We start from the raw sequence: 17,228 nt of genomic DNA on the forward strand, positions 1-17,228 counted from the left end.
GCCCCCGAGGAGGTCTCGGGGGCGCCCCTGATCAGGCCCTGACCAGGCCCCGGATCAGCCCAGCGCGGGCGGTCCCGCGTCGGCCCCGGTGCCCCAGGAGGAGGGCGTCGACCCGACCGTGAAGGACAGCGAACGGTGCGTCCGCAGCGCCCCGGTGGTCAGATACGTCCGCCCGTACGCGGCGCCGTCCAGCCGCGCCGACTGGACATAGCGGGTGTCCGCCGAGGTGCCCGGCGCGGTGATGGTGAGCGCGCCGTGCGGGTAGTACCGGCGGTCCAGGGTGAGGTCGACCCGGTCGAACACCGGGGTGGACAGGCCCCAGGTGTCGTAGCCGGGCTGGACCGGGAAGACGCCGATGGACGACAGCACGTTCCAGGCGGACATCGTGCCCAGGTCGTCGTTGCCGGTCATCCCGGTCGGCCCGTCCGTGAACAGGGTCAGCGCCGCGTGCACCACGTCCGTCGTCTTCCACGGCTGCCCGGTGGACAGGTAGGTGTACGGCGCGATCAGGTCGGGCTCGTTCTGCGGGTTGTACTTGTCCGCGTTGTAGTAGTCGTACGGCCCGTTCACCCACACCTCGCGGGCCGTCTTCGCCGGGTCCTCGGTCAACTGCCCGTAGGCGAAGAAGGAGTCGAGCCGGTCGTTGGCCGCCTGCTTGCCGCCGATGAGGTCCACCATGCCGGGCAGGTCCTGCGGCACCAGCCACTGGTACTGCCAGGACGTGCCCTCGTGGAAGCCCTCGCTCTTGGCCGGGTCGGCCGGGCCGGTGAAGGCGCCGGAGGCGTCACGGGCGCGGAAGAACCCGGTCGAGGGGTCGAAGATCCTCCGGTAGTTCTGCGCCCGCGCCGCGTACCGGTCCGCGTCCGCGCCGTGCTTGAGGTCGCGGGCCATCCGGGACAGCATCGCGTCCGACAGGGCGTACTCCAGCGTGGCCGACGCCCCGTGGTCGTAGTCCGAGTCGCCGGGCTTGGCGTGCGGGCGGTCCTTGACGTAGGGGGCGAAGCCGTCGGCGAGGTACTCCCGGTTCGCCTCCCGGCCCACGGCCGGTGAACCGGCGGGCGGCACGCCGTCCGCGTTCTTCTTCAGCGCCTTGTAGGCCCGCTCCTCCCAGCCGTGCAGCAGGCCCTGCTGGTAGGCGTTGGTGAGGAACGGCGTGACCGGGTCGCCGGTCATGATGTTGGTCTCGACCGTGCCGTAGCCCCACTTGGGCAGCCAGCCGCTCTCCTCGTCGATCCGGATCACCGAGATCGCCATGTCCCGCGCCTCACGCGGCGCGAGCAGGGACAGCAGCTGGGACTGGGTGCGGTAGGTGTCCCACAGCGACCAGTTCTGGTAGTAGGTGAAGCCCTGGGTGCGGTGGATCTTCTGGTCCCAGCCGGTGTAGCGGCCGTCGGTGTCGCTGCCGATGTTCGGCGCGAGGAACGACCGGTACAGCGAGGAGTAGAAGGTCCGGCGCAGCGTGTCGCTCCCGCCGCGCGCCCGTACGTCGTCCAGCCGGTCCTCCCAGGCCCGCTGGGCCGCGCCGCGCACCGCGTCGAAGGACCGGCCGCCCTCGGCGCGCAGATTGCCGAGCGCGCCCCGCGCGTCCACGTAGGACAGCGCGGTGGTGGCCTCGACCGTGCGGTCCTTCCGGGTGTCGAACCGCAGGTAGGCGCCGTCCGAGCCGGTCTTCGCGCCGTCGGTGACGGTGGACCCGGTCCAGGTGCCGTGGGCGGTGAAGGGGCGGTCGAAGCGGGTGACCGTGTAGAGGGTGTAGGGGACGGTGTCCTGGCAGAAGCCGCGCCCGGTGAGCTTGGTGCGCACGGTGTGGTCGTCCAGGATCTCGACCTCGGTGGCGACCTTGGTGTGCAGCGACTGGCCCGCGTTCAGCAGGACGTTGGCCTTGTCGGTGGCCGGGAAGGTGTAGCGCTGCACCCCGGTGCGGGCGGTCGCGGTCAGCTCGGCCTCGATGCCGGTGTCCAGGCCGACGCGGTAGTAGCCGGGGCTCGCGGACTCGTCGTCGTGGCTGAACTTCGCGGCGTACTTCGCGTAGTCGGTGGTGGTGACGTCGCCCGTGGTGGGCAGCACCGGGAGGTCACCGCCGAGGCCGCAGCCGACGCCGGAGAGGTGGACCAGGGAGAAGCCCCGGATGTGGTCCTGGCCGTAGTCGTAGCCGGTGTTGTGGCCGGTGTCGGGGGAGAGCTGCACCATGCCGAACGGCACCGCCGCGCCGGGGTAGGTGTTGCCCTCGTTCTGGGTGCCGATGAACGGGTTGACGAGGTCGGTCAGCCGGGCGGGCGGGTCGGCCTGCGCGTGGGCGGGGGTGGCCAGCAGCGCGGTCGCCGCCAGTGTCCCGGCCATGAAGCGACCGATATGCCGTGTCCATGTCATGCAGGAACCTCTGAGGTGGTGGGCCGGAGTTGCTCAGGGGTGGTTCAGGACAACGTTGTCAGTGCCTCAAGTGCGCGCAGTACAACGTTGTCAACGGACAGCAGTGGGCATGACAACACGAAATCCGCATGCCGTCCAGAGGTCCCGCACGACCCGGAGGTCACTCCGCGGAGACGGGCTCCCGCTCGGCCGCCGCCCGCTTGATCGCGGCGTCCCGCCCGCGCACGTACCAGATGCCGATCAGCCCGAGACCGGCCCCGGCCAGGCAGGTCCACACCCACCACAGGTGGCCGTGGTCCTCGAACCAGCCGTAGAACGGCAGCTGGACCAGGAAGAGGACGAACCACACGATCGTGCCGCCGGTGATCGTGGCGACCACGGGCCCCTCCAGGGGCTCCGGCGCTTCGTGCTTGGGGGTCCACTTCGTCATGGGCACAGCTTACGAGGCCCCGCGCCACGCCCGGCAGCCCGCTTCCCCACGGACATTCGGTGAATATCTACGCGCGGAGATAGCGATCTAGGCTTCATACGTTCATACTGAAGCCGTTTGTCTTTGACTGTTTCTGTTCGTACGAAACTCCAAAAGGGCTCGGGGGAACCCTGAATGGTGAAGAGGACTCGCATGCCCACCTCGGCCACGGCCAAGGCTCCTTCCCCCGAACAGCCCGGCGGTACACCCTCCTTCGGCGCTGTCGACCGCTACTTCAAGATCTCCGAGCGCGGCAGCACCGTCGCCCGCGAGATCCGGGGCGGTTTCGCCACCTTCTTCGCGATGGCGTACATCATCGTGCTGAACCCGATCATTCTTGGCAGCGCCAAGGACATGTACGGGCACCATCTCGACAACGGCCAGCTGGTTACGGCCACCGCGCTCACCGCCGCCTTCACCACCCTGCTGATGGGTGTGATCGGCAACGTCCCGATCGCGCTCGCGGCCGGGCTCGGCGTCAACACCGTCGTCGCGCTCCAGCTCGCGCCGCGCATGTCCTGGCCGGACGCGATGGGCATGGTGGTGCTCGCCGGTTTCGTGGTGATGCTGCTGGTCGCCACCGGTCTGCGCGAGCGCGTGATGAACGCGGTGCCCTACGGGCTGCGCAAGGCCATCGCCATCGGTATCGGCCTGTTCATCATGCTGATCGGCCTGGTCGACTCCGGCTTCGTCACCCGTATCCCGGACATCGCCCAGACCACCGTCCCGCTCACCCTCGGCACCGGCGGTCACCTCACCGGCTGGCCGGTCCTGGTGTTCATCCTGGGTGCGCTGCTCACCCTCGCGCTGATCGTCCGCAAGGTCCCGGGCGCGATCCTGATCTCCATCGTGGCGATGACCGTCCTCGCGGTGATCATCAACCTGGTCGCCGAGGTGCCGTCCTGGGGCCTGACCACCCCGAAGTGGCCCGGCAACCCGGTCGCCACCCCGGACTTCGGCCTGATCGGCCAGGTCAGCCTGTTCGGCGGCTTCGCCAAGGTCGGCGTGCTGACCGGCATCCTCTTCGTCTTCACCGTCCTGCTGTCCTGCTTCTTCGACGCCATGGGCACGATCATGGGCATCAGCGACGAGGCCAAGCTGACCGACGCCCAGGGCCAGATGCCCGGCGTCAACAAGGTCCTGCTGATCGACGGCCTCGCCGTCGCCGCGGGCGGCGCCAGCTCCGCGTCGGCCACCACCTGCTTCGTGGAGTCCACCGCGGGCGTCGGCGAGGGCGCCCGCACGGGCCTCGCCAACGTCGTCACCGGCGCCCTGTTCGGTGCCGCGCTGTTCCTCACCCCGATCGCCACCATGGTCCCGTCCCAGGCCGCCACGCCCGCGCTGCTCGCGGTCGGCTTCCTGATCCTGGCGGGCTCGATCCGGGAGATCGACTGGTCCGACTTCACCATCGCCATCCCGGCCTTCGTGACCATGGTGATGATGCCGTTCACCTACTCGATCACCAACGGCATCGGCATGGGCTTCATCACCTTCGTGGTGCTCCGCCTGGCCGCCGGGCGCGGCCGGGACATCCCGGTGGCGATGTACGTGGTCGCGGCCGTCTTCGGCTTCTACTACCTGATGCCGGCCCTCGGTCTGACCTGACCGGGGCGCGGCTGATTTTCCTACGGGGTCACATGAGTCTCATGTGACCCCGTAGAACTTCTCGGTCTCGTCGACGGCGGTCTGGAACCGCTCGTCGAAGTCGTCCCTGGCGAGCGTGCGGATCACGTAATCCTGCACGCTCATTCCCCTTCTCGCCGCGCGTTCCCGGAGCCTCTCTAGCAGCTCCCCGTCCATCCGCAGGCTGAGCACACTGGTCCCCATGCGTAAGAGGGTCGCCACATCCCGCCACCCGATGGGTCACTTTTCGGAACCGGCTCACTCGTACGGGTGACGATGAGGCTCAGTGGCGGACATCACTGGCACACGCGTGCGTGGTGGCGTTCCTTAGTGAGAGTAATGAGTTAGGCTAAAGACATGTCGGACCTCACCCACGGCGACGACGTGGCCGCCGTGAACTCCCTCCGCTCCGCCGTGATGCGGCTGTCCCGTCGACTCAAGCACCAGCGGGTCGACGAGTCGCTGAGCCCCACCGAGATGTCGGTGCTGGGCACGCTGTCCAACTGCGGACAGGCCACTCCGGGCGAGCTGGCGCGCAAGGAGCACGTCCAGCCGCCCTCGATGACCCGCATCGTCGCGCTCCTGGAGGCCAAGGGCCTGGTCCGGCTCGAGCCGCATCCCGAGGACCGGCGCCAGAAGGTCGTCACCCGGACCGAGCAGGCCGAGGCGATGCTCGTCGAGAGCCGCCGCAAACGCAACGCGTTCCTGGCCGGTCTGGTCGAGGGCCTCGACGAGGACGAGTGGGCCACCCTGCGCGCCGCCGCCCCCGTCCTGGAGAAGCTCGCGCAACTGTAGCCACGGCATCGCTTCAGGAGGCGACCTTTTGAGTACGGGACCCGGAGCAGCTTCCGTCCCCGCACCGGCCACTACTACCCCCGCTTCCGGCAGAACCTCGATGTTCAGCTCGCTGAAGGTCCGGAACTACCGGCTGTTCTTCGCCGGGCAGGTCGTCTCCAACACCGGTACCTGGATGCAGCGCATCGCCCAGGACTGGCTGGTGCTGAGCCTCACCGGCTCCTCCGCGGCCGTCGGCATCACCACCGCCCTGCAGTTCCTGCCGATGCTGCTGTTCGGCCTGTACGGCGGTGTCCTCGTCGACCGGCTGCCCAAGCGGCCCGCGCTGCTGTTCACCCAGTCCGCGATGGCCCTCACCGGCCTCGCCCTCGCCGTCCTCACCCTCTCCGGGCACGTCCAGGTCTGGCACGTCTACGTCGCCGCCTTCGCGGTCGGTCTCGCCACGGTCGTGGACAACCCGGCCCGGCAGTCCTTCGTCTCGGAGATGGTCGGCCCCGGCCAGCTCCAGAACGCGGTCAGCCTGAACTCGGCCAACTTCCAGTCCGCCCGGCTGGTCGGTCCGGCCGTCGCCGGTCTGATGATCACCGGGGTGGGCACCGGGTGGGCGTTCCTCGCCAACGGTCTGTCCTTCGTCGCGCCCATCGCCGGGCTGCTGCTGATGCGCACCCGTGAGCTGCACGCCGTCGACCGCGCCCCGCGCGGCAAGGGCCAGCTGCGGGAGGGGCTGCGGCATGTCGCCGGTCGCCCCGAGCTGGTCTGGCCGATCGTGCTGGTCGGGTTCATCGGCACCTTCGGCTTCAACTTCCCGGTGTGGCTGACCGCCTTCGCCGACGACGTGTTCCACGCCGGTGCCGGTGCGTACAGCCTGTTCAACACCCTGATGGCCGTCGGCTCCCTGATCGGCGCCCTGCTCGCCGCGCGGCGCGGTACGGCCCGGTTCCGGGTGCTGGTCGCGGCCGCGCTGGCCTTCGGCGCGGTGGAGATCGTGGCGGCGCTGGCGCCCTCGTACTGGCTGTTCGCGCTGCTGATGATCCCGATCGGGGTGTTCGGCCTCACGGTCAACGTCACCGCCAACACCGCCGTGCAGATGTCCACCGACCCGGCCATGCGGGGCCGGGTGATGTCCCTCTTCATGATGGTGTTCATGGGCGGCACACCGCTGGGCGCACCGCTCGTGGGGTGGGTCACCGACACCTACGGAGCCCGCTTCGGCTTCCTGGCCGGCGGCGTCGTCTCAGCCGCCGCGGCAGCGGTCATCGGCCTCTTCCTGGCCCGCGCCGGCAACCTCCGACTCCGGCTCACCTGGCACCACGGCCCACATCTGCGGTTCGTGCCGCGGGGGAGCGGGGAGTTGACGCGGGTGGCGTGAGACGGGAACAGGGCCGCCTGTGCGTCGGCGGCCCGTCTGGGATCGTGAGGGCATGAGACTCTTCGCCGCCGTGCTGCCGCCCCCGGGGGCCGTGGAGGAGCTGGGCCGGGAGGTGCGGGTGCTGCGGGGGCTGGCCGGGGCCGACGCGTTGCGGTGGACCCAGGCGGACGGTTGGCACTTCACGCTCGCCTTCTACGGGGAGGTCCCCGAGGAGAGCGTGCCCGAGCTGGAGCGGCGGCTGGAGCGGGCGGCCGGGCGGAGCGCACCGTTCCCGCTGGCCGTCGCCGGGGGCGGTGGCTTCGGGCGGGGCAAGGCGCTGTGGGCCGGGGCCTCGGGCGATCTCACCGCGCTGGGCAGGCTGGCCGGGCGGGCCCAGGCGGCCGGACGCCGGGCCGGGGTGGGCGGCGAGGAGCACCGGCACTACCGGGCGCATCTCACACTGGCCCGCGGCAAGGGCGACACCGACCTGCGTCCCTACGTCGCCGCCCTCGCCGAATTCGCCGGTACCGGCTGGACGGTGGGCGAACTGGTCCTCGTCCGCAGCCGTCTTCCGGCCTCCGGCGTCCCCGGCGAGCAGCCCCGGTACGTGCCGGTCGCCCGCTGGGCACTGGGCGCGTCCGGTTAGGCTCGTCGTCGTGGACCCGAAAACCCGGAACCGGATCATGGCCGGTGCGCTCGTACTGATGCTGGTGGTCGTCGCCGTGGCGGCGGCCGTCCACTGACGCATGCCGCCCAGGCCGCTCCGCGGGGAACCCCGTACGGAGCGGCCTTTCGCTTGCCGCTACTCGCTCGCCCCTACCAGGCGAACGCCTCCGGGGCGGGGCCCGGGCCGGGGAAGATCCCGTCCAGCTCCTTCAGCAGCTCCTCGCTCAGCTCCAGCTCCACCGCGCGCAGCGCGGACTCCAGCTGGGCCGCCGTGCGCGGGCCGACGATGGGGCCGGTGACGCCGGGCCGGGTCAGCAGCCAGGCGAGCGCGACCTCGCCGGGCTCCAGGCCGTGCTTGGCGAGCAGCTCCTCGTACGCCTCGATCCGGTTGCGCGTGGCCGTGTCCGCGAGGGCGTCGGCCGCGCGGCCGGAGGCGCGGCGCCCGCGCTCGGCCTCCTTGCGGATGACCCCGCCCAGCAGTCCGCCGTGCAGCGGCGACCAGGGGATGACGCCGAGCCCGTAGTCCTGGGCGGCCGGGATGACCTCCATCTCGGCGCGGCGCTCCGCGAGGTTGTACAGGCACTGCTCACTGACCAGGCCGAGGGTGTTGCCCCGGCGCAGCGCCGTCTCGTTGGCCTGGGCGATCTTGTAGCCGGGGAAGTTGGAGGAACCGGCGTAGAGGATCTTGCCCTGGGTGACCAGGACGTCGACCGCCTGCCAGATCTCCTCGAACGGGGTGTTCCGGTCGATGTGGTGGAACTGGTAGATGTCGATGTAGTCGGTCCGCAGCCGCTTCAGGCTGGCGTCCACGGCGCGGCGGATGTTCAGCGCGGAGAGCTTGTCGTAGTTGGGCCAGGGCTCGCCTTCTGTGCCCATGTTCCCGTAAACCTTGGTGGCCAGGACGGTTTTCTCGCGCCGCTCGCTGCCCTTGGCGAACCAGGTTCCGACGATCTCCTCGGTGCGGCCCTTGTTCTCGCCCCAGCCGTACACGTTCGCGGTGTCGAAGTAGTTGATGCCCGCGTCCAGCGCCGCGTCCATGATCGCGTGGCTGTCCGCCTCGTCCGTCTGCGGCCCGAAGTTCATCGTCCCGAGCACCAGTCGGCTGACCTTGAGTCCCGTACGTCCAAGCTGCGTGTACCTCATGCCCACCTAGCCAACGTCTTGGAGTGGACTCCAGGCAAGCGGTGGGGTCAGTCGCGGGGGAAGTCGTCGGTCTTGAGGACGAGGTCGGCCGGGGTGCCGGTGAGGTCGAGGTCCCCTCCGAAGGCGACGGTCAGCCGGACCATGTACTCGTCCTCCTTCGGCTTGCTGTAGGCGTGACACCGGCCTTGCCGCGGGTCGACGACGAGGTACACCGGCACTTCCGCCAAGGCGTAAGCGGCCTCCTTCAGGCCGCGTGCGGGGTCCACCGTGTCCAGCGGGAGAACCTCGGCGGCGAACTCGACGTCCGCGCAACGCCAGAGGCCCACGGCCGTCCTCTCGGCACTCTCGGCGAGGAGCATCAGGTCGGGGGCGTAACTGTTGAGCGGCCCCGGCAGGTCGAGCCGGGCACCGGACTTCAGCCGTGTCCGTGGGTACCTGGTGCGCAGCTGGTCGTACAGGTCGGCGGTGATCGCCCACTGGGAATCGCCTCGGCTGGTCAAGTGGACGGTCCCCCCGATGATCTCGGCCTTGTACCCCTCTGGCACCGGCATCGCTTCGAGACGTGTGAACCAGTCGTCCAGCGTAGTCGGCGGGCCGATCTCGGTCATGTGGCGTTCCTCCCGCCCATCTCCTGGTGAGCTGTTGAACGAATCGCCCGGCCAACCGGCAACGCCCCGATCACGTCGGCGTGATCAAGCCACGTACGGCTCCCCCACCCCCCACGCCTCGTGCATCGCCCCCGCGAACGCCCCCGCGATCCGGTGCTCCCCGCTCGTGTTGGGATGCGTGCCGTCGTACGTGTCCATCCGGATGTCCCACCCCTCCGGCGCCGAGGCCAGCAGCAGCGGCGAGCGGGGCTCGTCCAGGTCGGCGGCCGTCTTGGCGAGGAGGGTGTTGAAGAGGCCGACCTGGTCGGCGAAGGGGGCGTCCTCCTGGGCGCGTATGTTCGGGATGACCGGCAGCAGCACCATGCGCACGCGCGGACGCGCCTCGCGGGCCGCCGCGACGAACGCCCGTACGTTCTCCGCCGTCTGCTCCGCGTTGGTGTAGAAGCCCAGGTCGATCAGGCCGAGGGAGACCAGCAGCACGTCGGCCCGGTGCGCCCGCACCGCCTCCCCGATCAGCGGAGCCATGTGCTGCCAGCCCTCGCCCCACCCGGCGAGGTGGGCGCGCGGGAAGTCGGGGTCGGCGTACTCGTGCGAGCCGGGCTCCCCAGTGGCCTGATCGAACAGCGTCTCGCGGGGGCCGACGATCTGGAACGGGTCGCCGTATGTGTCGCGCAGGTGCCGCCACAGCCGGTAACGCCACGTGTGTTCGCCCGCGCTCCCGATCGTCATGGAGTCACCTACGGGCATGAACCTGAGCATCCGCTCATGATGGCGGATCGTGGTCCGGGCCCGCATCCAGGGCCCCTGTGAGGCCCACCACCTCCGCTGAACGTCCGCGCCAGGTGGCAGTCTTGGACCATGCGCCGACCGTTCGCCCTGCTTGCCGGGGCCCTGCTCGCGGGTGCCTGCGCCCTGCCCGCCCACGCCGCGGACGGGGACCAGGGGTTCACCATCGCGGACCCCAGGATCACCGAGTCCAGCGGCCTGGCCGCCTCCCACCTGCATCCCGGCGTCTACTGGACGCACAACGACAGCGACGACGGCCCGTACCTCTACGCCGTCGACAGCCGCACCGGAAAGACCGTCGCCACGCTCACCCTGCGCGGCATCGGTTCCCCGCGCGACGTGGAGGCGATCTCCATCGGGCCGGACAACCAGATCTACGTCGGCGACATCGGCGACAACTTCCACGGCCGCTGGCCCTACGTGTGGATCTACCGGCTGCCCGAGCCGAAGACCCTGAAGGACCAGACGGTCACGGCCACGCAGTACGTCGTGAAGTACTCCGACGGCCCACGCGATGCCGAGTCGCTGGCCGTCCACCCCAAGACCGGTCGCGTCTACATCATCGACAAGAACGAGGACGGCGGTCACCTGTACGAGGGCCCCGCCGAACTGTCGTCCTCCGGTACGAACGTCTTCCGCCCGGTCGCCCCCGTCGACCTGTGGGCCACCGACGCCGCCTTCTCCCCGAACGGTCAACAGCTCGCCGTACGCGGCTACTTCGGCGGCATCTCCTACGACTGGAACGGCGGCCGCATCAAGAAGCTGGACCGGCTGGACGTGCCGCTCCAGGGCCAGGGCGAGTCCGTCAGCTACTCGGCCGACGGCACCAGGCTGATGTACGGCAGCGAGGGCGCGCAGAGCCAGGTGAAGGCGCTGGACGCGCCGGAGGGCGGTGCGGTGGCGTCCAAGTCGCCGTCCACCGGGGGGAGTTCCGCCTCGGGGGAGAAGGGTGACGAGGGCGGGTTCAAGGTCGGCGCCGTCCTCCTCGCGCTCGGTGCCGCCGCCGTGTTCGGCATGCGGCTGATGCGGCGCAAGGGGTAGGCGCGGGGAACGGGGAGGGCGCGGGGCGCGAGAAGGGCGCGCGGCATGGGAAAGGGCGCCCGGTTCACCACCGGGGCGCCCTCACTCACCTGGATCTACGGGTTTCAGATCCGCTCGATGACATAGTCGACGCACTTCGTGAGCGCCTCGACGTCGGCCGGGTCGATCGCCGGGAACATGGCGACGCGGAGCTGGTTGCGGCCGAGCTTGCGGTACGGCTCGGTGTCCACGATGCCGTTGGCGCGCAGCACCTTGGCGACCGCGGCCGCGTCGATCTCGTCGGCGAAGTCGATCGTGCCGATGACCTGCGACCGCTTGGCCGGGTCGGTGACGAACGGCGTCGCGTACTTCGACTCCTCCGCCCAGGTGTACAGCCGGTTCGAGGAGTCCTTGGTGCGGCCGGTGGCGAAGTCGAGGCCGCCCTGGCCGTTCAGCCACTCCAGCTGCTCGTTGAGCAGGAAGAGCGTGGCGAGCGCCGGGGTGTTGTACGTCTGGTTCTTGCGCGAGTTGTCGATCGCGGTCGGCAGGCTGAAGAACTCCGGGACGTGGCGGCCGGAGGCGTGCACCCGCTCGGCGCGCTCGATCGCGGCCGGGGAGAACACGCCGATCCACAGGCCGCCGTCGGAGGCGAAGGACTTCTGCGGGGCGAAGTAGTAGACGTCTGTCTCGGAGACGTCGACCGGGAGGCCGCCCGCGCCGGAGGTGGCGTCCACCAGGACGAGCGAACCCTCGTCGGCACCGGCCACGCGCTTGATCGGCATGGCGACACCGGTGGAGGTCTCGTTGTGGGTGAACGCGTACACGTCCACGCCCGCCTCGGCGCGCGCCTCGGGGTGGGTGCCGGGGTCGGAGGCGATGACGGTCGGCTCGGCCAGCCAGGGGGCGAGCTTGGCCGCCTTGGCGAACTTGGACGAGAACTCACCGAAGTTGAGGTGCTGGGACTTGGACTCGATCAGTCCGTGGGTCGCGATGTCCCAGAAGGCGGTGGAGCCGCCGTTGCCGAGGACGACCTCGTAGCCGTCCGGGAGGGAGAACAGGGAGCTGATGCCTTCGCGGACCTGGCCCACCAGGTTCTTGACCGGAGCCTGGCGGTGGGAGGTGCCCAGCAGGGAACTGCCGGTCGCCGCGAGCGCGGCGAGCGCCTCCGTCCGCACCTTGGAGGGGCCCGCGCCGAAGCGTCCGTCGGCGGGCTTGATGTCAGCGGGGATCTCGATGTCGGCCACGAGTCGGAGCGTATCGGGTGTGCGAAACCGGACGAAGCCGTGTCCGTCGGATGAGACGACTCTTCCGGGTCGTGGACTTGTGCGGTTGTACGACGATCTGAGGATCGAGAGGTGCCTGTGGACAACTTTCGATGACGTTGCGTGATCGGATGCATGCTGGAGCCATGACCGATCGACGGGGTCGGACGGACGGGGGACTGAGATGGAGATCGAGGACGGTGGAGGGCTGGCCGCCGAGCTGCGGCGGGCCGTGCGGGGCGAGGTCCGCTTCGACGCGACCGCCCGGGCGCTGATGACGATGGACGCGTCCAACTACCGGCGGGTCCCGCTGGGCGTGGTGGCCCCTCGGGACGCCGAGGACGTGGCGGCCGTGCTGGAGGTGTGCCGGGCGCGCGGCACACCGGTGGTCGCGCGGGGCGGGGGTACGTCCATCGCCGGGCAGGCGACGGGCACGGGGGTGGTGCTGGACTTCACCCGGCACATGGACGGCCTGCTGGAACTGGACCCGGAGGCGCACACGGCGCGGGTACAGCCGGGCCTGGTCCTGGACCGGCTCCAGGCGGCGGCCGCCCCGCACGGCCTCCGCTTCGGCCCCGACCCGTCCACGCACGGCCGCTGCACGCTCGGCGGCATGATCGGCAACAACTCCTGCGGCGCCCACTCGGTGGCCTGGGGCACCACCGCCGACAGCGTGCGCGAACTGTCCGTACTCACCGCGCGCGGCGAACGCCTGCGCCCCGGCCGGGACTGGTCGGGCGCACCGGAGGGGCTGCGCGCCCTGGTGGAGGGGGAGTTGGCCCGGCTGCGCACCGGCTTCCCCGACCTGCCCCGCCGTATCTCCGGGTACGCCCTGGACGCCCTGCTCCCCGAGCACGGTGCCGACGTGGCCCGCTCCTTCTGCGGCTCCGAAGGCACCCTCGGCGTCCTCACGGAGGCGGTGGTGGACCTGGTGGAGGCGCCACCCGTCCACGCCCTGGCCGTGCTGGGGTACGCCGACGAGAGCGCCGCCGCCGATGCCGCCGCCGGTCTGCTGCCGCACGGCCCGCTGACCGTGGAGGGCATGGCGGCCGACCTGATCCGGGCGCCGGTCGGGCTGCCGAAGGGCGGCGCCTGGCTGTTCGTGGAGACGGGCGGCGCCTCGGCAGGGGAGGCGCGGGCCCGCGCGGAGGCGGTCGTCCGCGCGGCGGACGTGGTGGACGCGCTGGTGGTGACCGACCCCGCCGCCCAGCGCGGCCTGTGGCGGCTGCGCGAGGACGCGAGCGGTACGGCGACCCGTATGCCGGACGGCACGGAGGCGTGGCCCGGCTGGGAGGACTGCGCGGTGCCGCCCGCCCGGCTCGGTGCCTACCTGCGCGACTTCCGCGCCCTGCTCGCCGCCCACGGGCTGCGCGGCGCTCCCTACGGCCACTTCGGGGAGGGCTGCGTCCACGTCCGGATCGACTTCGACCTGCTCACCGAGGCCGGGGTGGGCCGGTTCCGCCGCTTCTCCGAGGACCAGGCCGACCTGGTGGTCTCCCACGGCGGCTCGCTGTCCGGGGAGCACGGTGACGGACAGGCCCGCGCGGAGCTGCTGCCGCGTATGTACGGCGCCGAGATGGTGGCGCTGTTCGAGCGGGCCAAGGCGGTGTGGGACCCCGACGACCTGCTCAACCCCGGCATGCTGGTCCGCCCCGCCCGGCTGGACGACAACCTCCGCTTCGCGGTGCTGCCCCGCCGCCCGGTGGACGTCGCCTTCGGCTACCCGCACGACGACGGCGACTTCCGCGCGGCCGTCCGCCGCTGCGTCGGGGTCGCCAAGTGCCGCACGGAGTCAGGGGCCGGGGCCGAGGTGATGTGCCCGTCGTTCCGGGCGACCGGGGAGGAGGAGCACTCCACGCGGGGCCGGGCGCGGCTGCTGCACGAGATGCTCGCGGGCGAGGTGATCACCGACGGCTGGCGCTCGACCGAGGTCCGGGACGCCCTCGACCTGTGTCTGTCCTGCAAGGGCTGCCGCTCGGACTGCCCGGTCGGCGTCGACATGGCCACCTACAAGGCGGAGTTCCTGCACCACCACTACGCGGGCCGACCGCGCCCCGCCGCCCACTACAGCCTGGGGTCACTGCCGGTGTGGCTGCGCTGGGTGGCCCGTGTGCGGGCGGCGCCGCTGGTCAACCGGCTCGCGTCGGTGGGGCCGTTGGCCCGGCTGGGGAAACGGGTGGGCGGGATCGCGGGGGAGCGGGAGATCCCCCGGCTCGCCGAGGAGACGTTCAGCCGGTGGTGGCGGAGGAGGCGTCCGGCGCCGGAAAGCGGGGGCTCCGGGCAACTGGTCGTGCTGTGGCCGGACACCTTCACCGAGCATCTGTCGCCGTCCGTGGGGCGGGCCACCGTCCGGGTGCTGGAGTCGGCCGGGCTGCGGGTGGCGCTCCCGCCGACCCTGCTGCCCGGCGGACGCCCGGTGGGAGACGGCGCCTCCCGCGCGCCGACCGCACTGCTCCGGGCCCGCCGCGCCCAGGTCTGCTGCGGGCTGACCTACCTCTCCACCGGCCGCCTGGACCGGGCCCGCGCGGTGCTCCTGCGCACGCTGGACCTGATGGAACCGGTGCTGGAGGCCGGGGTCCCGGTCGTCGTCCTGGAACCGAGCTGCGCGGCGGCCCTCCGCGCCGACCTCCCCGAACTGCTGCCCGACGATCCGCGCGCGGCCCGCCTGGCCGCGGCCGTACGCACCTTCGCGGAGACCCTGCGCCGCCACGCCCCGCACTGGACCCCACCGGTCATCGACCGCCCGGTGGCCGGGCAGACCCACTGCCACCAGCACGCGGTGCTCGGCGACACCGCCGACCGCGAACTGCGCGCCTCGGCCGCCCTCACCGGCGAACTGAGCGGCGGCTGCTGCGGCCTGGCCGGCAACTTCGGCTTCGAGAAAGGCCACTTCGACGTCTCCCGCAGCTGCGCCGAGGACCAGCTCCTCCCGGCCGTCCACACCGCCCCCGAGAACGCCACCCTCCTGGCGGACGGCTACTCCTGCCGCACCCAACTGGAACAACTGGCCGGGGTGAGGGCCCGACACCTGGCGGAGGTACTGGCGGAAGGGCTGGAGAGGGAGGGGCGGGAGTGAGCGAGGAGTACGGAAAGGTCGCAGTCCTCTCCGACATCCACGGGGTGCTGCCCGCCCTGGAGGCGGTCCTCGCCGAGCCCGAGGTGGCGGCCGCCGACCGGATCGTCCTCACCGGCGACATCACGGCCGGTCCGCAGCCCGCCGAGGTGCTGGACCTGCTGCGCGAGCTGGGCGACCGGGCCCTGTGGCTCGGCGGGAACGCCGACCGGGAACTGGTCGAGTACCGGCGCGGACAGCGCACGGAGATCCCCGACCCCATCGGGGTGTTCGCCGCGCGGGCCCTGCGCGCCGAGCAGGTGGACCTCCTGGCCGCACTGCCCGCCACCGTGACCCTGCGCGTCCGGGGCCTCGGACAGGTGCTGTTCTGCCACGCGACCCCACGCGACGACGAGGAGATCGTCCTGGTCGACTCCCGTCCCGCCCGCTGGGCCGAGGTGCTGGACGGCGTGCCGCCCGGCGTCGGCACCGTGGTCTGCGGCCACACCCACATGCCGTACGCCCGGCTCGCGCACGGCAGGCTGATCGTCAACCCGGGAAGCGTCGGCATGCCGTACGGCCGCCCCGGCGCCCACTGGTGCCTGCTCGGTCCGGGGGTCGACCTGAGAGCGAGCGCGTACGACATACCGGCGGCCGTCGCACGGCTGAAAGCCGAGTGCGCCTATCCGGACATCGCCGCCTGGGCCGACTGCTACCTGCGCGCACGGGTGACGGACACGGAGGCGTCGGCGGTGTTCGGACCCGGGGACGGGAGGGTCGGACCATAGTGACCGGGTCTGCCAGCGCGAAGGAGTCCGCCGTATGACCCTCACCCTGCGCCCCCTCAGCCGGGACGAGCATCTGGCCTTCGTGGGCTCGCGGCCCTCGGTCAGTCATATGCAGGTGCCGTCGTGGGGGGAGGTGAAGCCCGACTGGAAGGCGGAGAGCCTGGGCTGGTTCGAGGAGGACGGACGGCTCGTGGGCGCGGGGCTGGTGCTGCTGCGGCCGCTGCCGAAGGTGAAGCGGTATCTGGCCTACCTGCCCGAGGGCCCGGTCATCGACTGGCACGCCGACGACCTGGCGCGCTGGCTCGACCCGCTGCTGGCCCACCTCAAGGCGCGCGGCGCGTTCTCGGTGAAGATGGGGCCGCCCGTGGCCGCCCGGCGCTGGAACCCCGAGGCGGTCAAGGCCGCCATCGCCGACCCCGCCGCGCACCGGCTGAGCGACGCCGAGCCGACCTGGCAGGACCCGCGCGCCCGGGCCCTCGCCGACCGGCTGCACGGCATGGGCTGGCGACGACGCGAACCGGACGCCGAGGAGGGCTTCGCGGCGGGGCAGCCCCGGTACGTGTGCCAGGTGCCGTTCGCCGGGCGGTCGCTGGAGGAGATCCACGGCGGTCTCAACCAGCAGTGGCGGCGCAACATCAAGAAGGCCGAGAAGGCGGGCGTGAAGGTGGTGCGCGGCGGGGCCGACGACCTGCCCGCGTTCTACGAGCTGTACACCGAGACCGCCGAGCGCGACCGCTTCCTCCCGCGCCCGCTGCCGTACTTCCAGCGGATGTGGACCGCGCTCACCGCCGAGGACCCCGACCGGATGCGGCTGTACCTCGCGCACCACGACGGGGAGGTGCTGGCGGCGGCGACGATGCTGACCGTCGGCGGTCACGTCTGGTACTCCTACGGCGCCTCCACCGCCCGCAAGCGCGAGGTCCAGCCCAACAACGCCATGCAGTGGCGGATGATGGCCGACGCCCACGAGCTGGGCGCGCACGTCTACGACTTCCGGGGCATCACCGACACCCTGGAGGAGTCCAACCACCTGCTCGGCCTGCTCCGCTTCAAGGTCGGCGCGGGCGGCGAGGCGGTGGAGTACGTCGGGGAGTGGGACTTCCCGCTGAACAAGATGCTGCACAAGGCGTTCGACCTGTACATGGCCCGCCGCTGAGGGCCCCGGCCCGCTGAGGCCCGGTCCCGGCATCGTTGATCTCAGCATCCAAGACACCGGCTGCGTACAGTGGCATAAGGGTTCACACACCTGACGGAGGTCCATTATCGTGGACCTGGAAGTACATCGGGATGTACACGGC

At 71.3% G+C, this 17,228-nt stretch carries 15 protein-coding genes; 8 read left to right on the plus strand and 7 right to left on the minus strand.

Annotated elements, in window-relative coordinates; genetic code table 11:
* Positions 1-54: 54 nt before the first annotated feature.
* Positions 55-2,340 carry a GH92 family glycosyl hydrolase gene (locus tag ACI2LY_RS26605; RefSeq protein WP_404709352.1) on the minus strand — a complete coding sequence of 762 codons (2,286 nt, stop codon included), beginning with the start codon at positions 2,338-2,340 and terminating at the stop codon, positions 55-57.
* 190 nt (positions 2,341-2,530) lie between these two features.
* Positions 2,531-2,800: a DUF2530 domain-containing protein gene (locus ACI2LY_RS26610; protein ID WP_389005061.1), complete on the minus strand. Its 270-nt coding sequence runs from the start codon at positions 2,798-2,800 to the stop codon at positions 2,531-2,533.
* Between the two features lie 192 nt (positions 2,801-2,992).
* Between ACI2LY_RS26610 and ACI2LY_RS26615 the strand changes: the two genes are divergently transcribed.
* A complete protein-coding gene (locus ACI2LY_RS26615) occupies positions 2,993-4,444 on the plus strand; it encodes an NCS2 family permease (protein ID WP_404709353.1) in 1,452 nt (483 codons plus the stop codon).
* 39 nt (positions 4,445-4,483) lie between these two features.
* Here the strand turns inward: ACI2LY_RS26615 and ACI2LY_RS26620 are convergent, their stop codons facing one another.
* Positions 4,484-4,666, minus strand: a complete 183-nt coding sequence (locus ACI2LY_RS26620) for a ribbon-helix-helix protein, CopG family (RefSeq protein WP_355384927.1) — start codon at positions 4,664-4,666, stop codon at positions 4,484-4,486.
* A gap of 153 nt (positions 4,667-4,819) precedes the next feature.
* Here ACI2LY_RS26620 and ACI2LY_RS26625 point away from each other — a divergent pair, with 153 nt between their 5' ends.
* The 3 genes from ACI2LY_RS26625 to thpR all read left to right on the plus strand — a co-directional run bounded on the left by ACI2LY_RS26625 (position 4,820) and on the right by thpR (position 7,251).
* Positions 4,820-5,257, plus strand: coding sequence for a MarR family winged helix-turn-helix transcriptional regulator (locus ACI2LY_RS26625; protein ID WP_030804715.1), 438 nt, complete (start codon positions 4,820-4,822; stop codon positions 5,255-5,257).
* A 100-nt stretch (positions 5,258-5,357) separates the two neighbouring features.
* Complete coding sequence (locus tag ACI2LY_RS26630; RefSeq protein ID WP_404709354.1) at positions 5,358-6,626, plus strand: MFS transporter; 1,269 nt, start codon at positions 5,358-5,360, stop codon at positions 6,624-6,626.
* A gap of 52 nt (positions 6,627-6,678) precedes the next feature.
* Positions 6,679-7,251: an RNA 2',3'-cyclic phosphodiesterase gene (gene thpR / locus ACI2LY_RS26635; protein WP_404709355.1), complete on the plus strand. Its 573-nt coding sequence runs from the start codon at positions 6,679-6,681 to the stop codon at positions 7,249-7,251.
* A 170-nt stretch (positions 7,252-7,421) separates the two neighbouring features.
* Here thpR and ACI2LY_RS26640 read toward each other — a convergent pair whose 3' ends face one another.
* The 3 genes from ACI2LY_RS26640 to ACI2LY_RS26650 all read right to left on the minus strand — a co-directional run bounded on the left by ACI2LY_RS26640 (position 7,422) and on the right by ACI2LY_RS26650 (position 9,781).
* Positions 7,422-8,414: an aldo/keto reductase gene (locus ACI2LY_RS26640; RefSeq protein ID WP_404709356.1), complete on the minus strand. Its 993-nt coding sequence runs from the start codon at positions 8,412-8,414 to the stop codon at positions 7,422-7,424.
* Positions 8,415-8,461: 47 nt separating this feature from the next.
* A complete protein-coding gene (locus ACI2LY_RS26645) occupies positions 8,462-9,022 on the minus strand; it encodes a Uma2 family endonuclease (protein WP_404709357.1) in 561 nt (186 codons plus the stop codon).
* 84 nt (positions 9,023-9,106) lie between these two features.
* Complete coding sequence (locus ACI2LY_RS26650) at positions 9,107-9,781, minus strand: GDSL-type esterase/lipase family protein (RefSeq protein WP_404709358.1); 675 nt, start codon at positions 9,779-9,781, stop codon at positions 9,107-9,109.
* A 99-nt stretch (positions 9,782-9,880) separates the two neighbouring features.
* Here ACI2LY_RS26650 and ACI2LY_RS26655 point away from each other — a divergent pair, with 99 nt between their 5' ends.
* Positions 9,881-10,849 (plus strand): WD40 repeat domain-containing protein, encoded by a 969-nt coding sequence (locus ACI2LY_RS26655; protein WP_404709359.1) that lies wholly within the window; start codon positions 9,881-9,883, stop codon positions 10,847-10,849.
* A 104-nt stretch (positions 10,850-10,953) separates the two neighbouring features.
* On the opposite strand, the gene serC is transcribed toward ACI2LY_RS26655, so the two are convergent.
* On the minus strand, positions 10,954-12,072 hold the full coding sequence (serC, locus tag ACI2LY_RS26660) for a phosphoserine transaminase (protein WP_404709360.1): 1,119 nt from the start codon (positions 12,070-12,072) through the stop codon (positions 10,954-10,956).
* A gap of 202 nt (positions 12,073-12,274) precedes the next feature.
* Between serC and ACI2LY_RS26665 the strand changes: the two genes are divergently transcribed.
* Genes ACI2LY_RS26665 through ACI2LY_RS26675 form a run of 3 tightly spaced genes read left to right on the plus strand, consistent with a single transcriptional unit; the run spans position 12,275 to position 17,086 of the window.
* A complete protein-coding gene (locus ACI2LY_RS26665) occupies positions 12,275-15,166 on the plus strand; it encodes an FAD-binding and (Fe-S)-binding domain-containing protein (protein ID WP_404709361.1) in 2,892 nt (963 codons plus the stop codon).
* Positions 15,163-15,930, plus strand: a complete 768-nt coding sequence (locus ACI2LY_RS26670) for a metallophosphoesterase family protein (protein ID WP_404709362.1) — start codon at positions 15,163-15,165, stop codon at positions 15,928-15,930. Before ACI2LY_RS26665 ends, ACI2LY_RS26670 begins: the two co-directional genes overlap by 4 nt.
* Before the next feature lie 34 nt (positions 15,931-15,964).
* Positions 15,965-17,086 (plus strand): lipid II:glycine glycyltransferase FemX, encoded by a 1,122-nt coding sequence (locus ACI2LY_RS26675; protein WP_404709363.1) that lies wholly within the window; start codon positions 15,965-15,967, stop codon positions 17,084-17,086.
* The last annotated feature ends 142 nt before the right edge of the window (positions 17,087-17,228 follow it).

Origin of the sequence: Streptomyces sp. NPDC002176 (assembly GCF_044903645.1) — a bacterium.
Classification (GTDB): Bacteria; Actinomycetota; Actinomycetes; order Streptomycetales; family Streptomycetaceae; genus Streptomyces.

Coding starts and splice junctions, on each gene's coding strand:
- ACI2LY_RS26605 (WP_404709352.1), bottom strand. CDS start 2,340: ATGGCCGGGACACTGGCGGCGACCGCGCTGCTGGCCACCCCCGCCCAC.
- ACI2LY_RS26610 (WP_389005061.1), bottom strand. CDS start 2,800: ATGACGAAGTGGACCCCCAAGCACGAAGCGCCGGAGCCCCTGGAGGGG.
- ACI2LY_RS26615 (WP_404709353.1), top strand. CDS start 2,993: ATGCCCACCTCGGCCACGGCCAAGGCTCCTTCCCCCGAACAGCCCGGC.
- ACI2LY_RS26620 (WP_355384927.1), bottom strand. CDS start 4,666: ATGGGGACCAGTGTGCTCAGCCTGCGGATGGACGGGGAGCTGCTAGAG.
- ACI2LY_RS26625 (WP_030804715.1), top strand. CDS start 4,820: ATGTCGGACCTCACCCACGGCGACGACGTGGCCGCCGTGAACTCCCTC.
- ACI2LY_RS26630 (WP_404709354.1), top strand. CDS start 5,358: ATGTTCAGCTCGCTGAAGGTCCGGAACTACCGGCTGTTCTTCGCCGGG.
- thpR (WP_404709355.1), top strand. CDS start 6,679: ATGAGACTCTTCGCCGCCGTGCTGCCGCCCCCGGGGGCCGTGGAGGAG.
- ACI2LY_RS26640 (WP_404709356.1), bottom strand. CDS start 8,414: ATGAGGTACACGCAGCTTGGACGTACGGGACTCAAGGTCAGCCGACTG.
- ACI2LY_RS26645 (WP_404709357.1), bottom strand. CDS start 9,022: ATGACCGAGATCGGCCCGCCGACTACGCTGGACGACTGGTTCACACGT.
- ACI2LY_RS26650 (WP_404709358.1), bottom strand. CDS start 9,781: ATGCTCAGGTTCATGCCCGTAGGTGACTCCATGACGATCGGGAGCGCG.
- ACI2LY_RS26655 (WP_404709359.1), top strand. CDS start 9,881: ATGCGCCGACCGTTCGCCCTGCTTGCCGGGGCCCTGCTCGCGGGTGCC.
- ACI2LY_RS26665 (WP_404709361.1), top strand. CDS start 12,275: ATGGAGATCGAGGACGGTGGAGGGCTGGCCGCCGAGCTGCGGCGGGCC.
- ACI2LY_RS26675 (WP_404709363.1), top strand. CDS start 15,965: ATGACCCTCACCCTGCGCCCCCTCAGCCGGGACGAGCATCTGGCCTTC.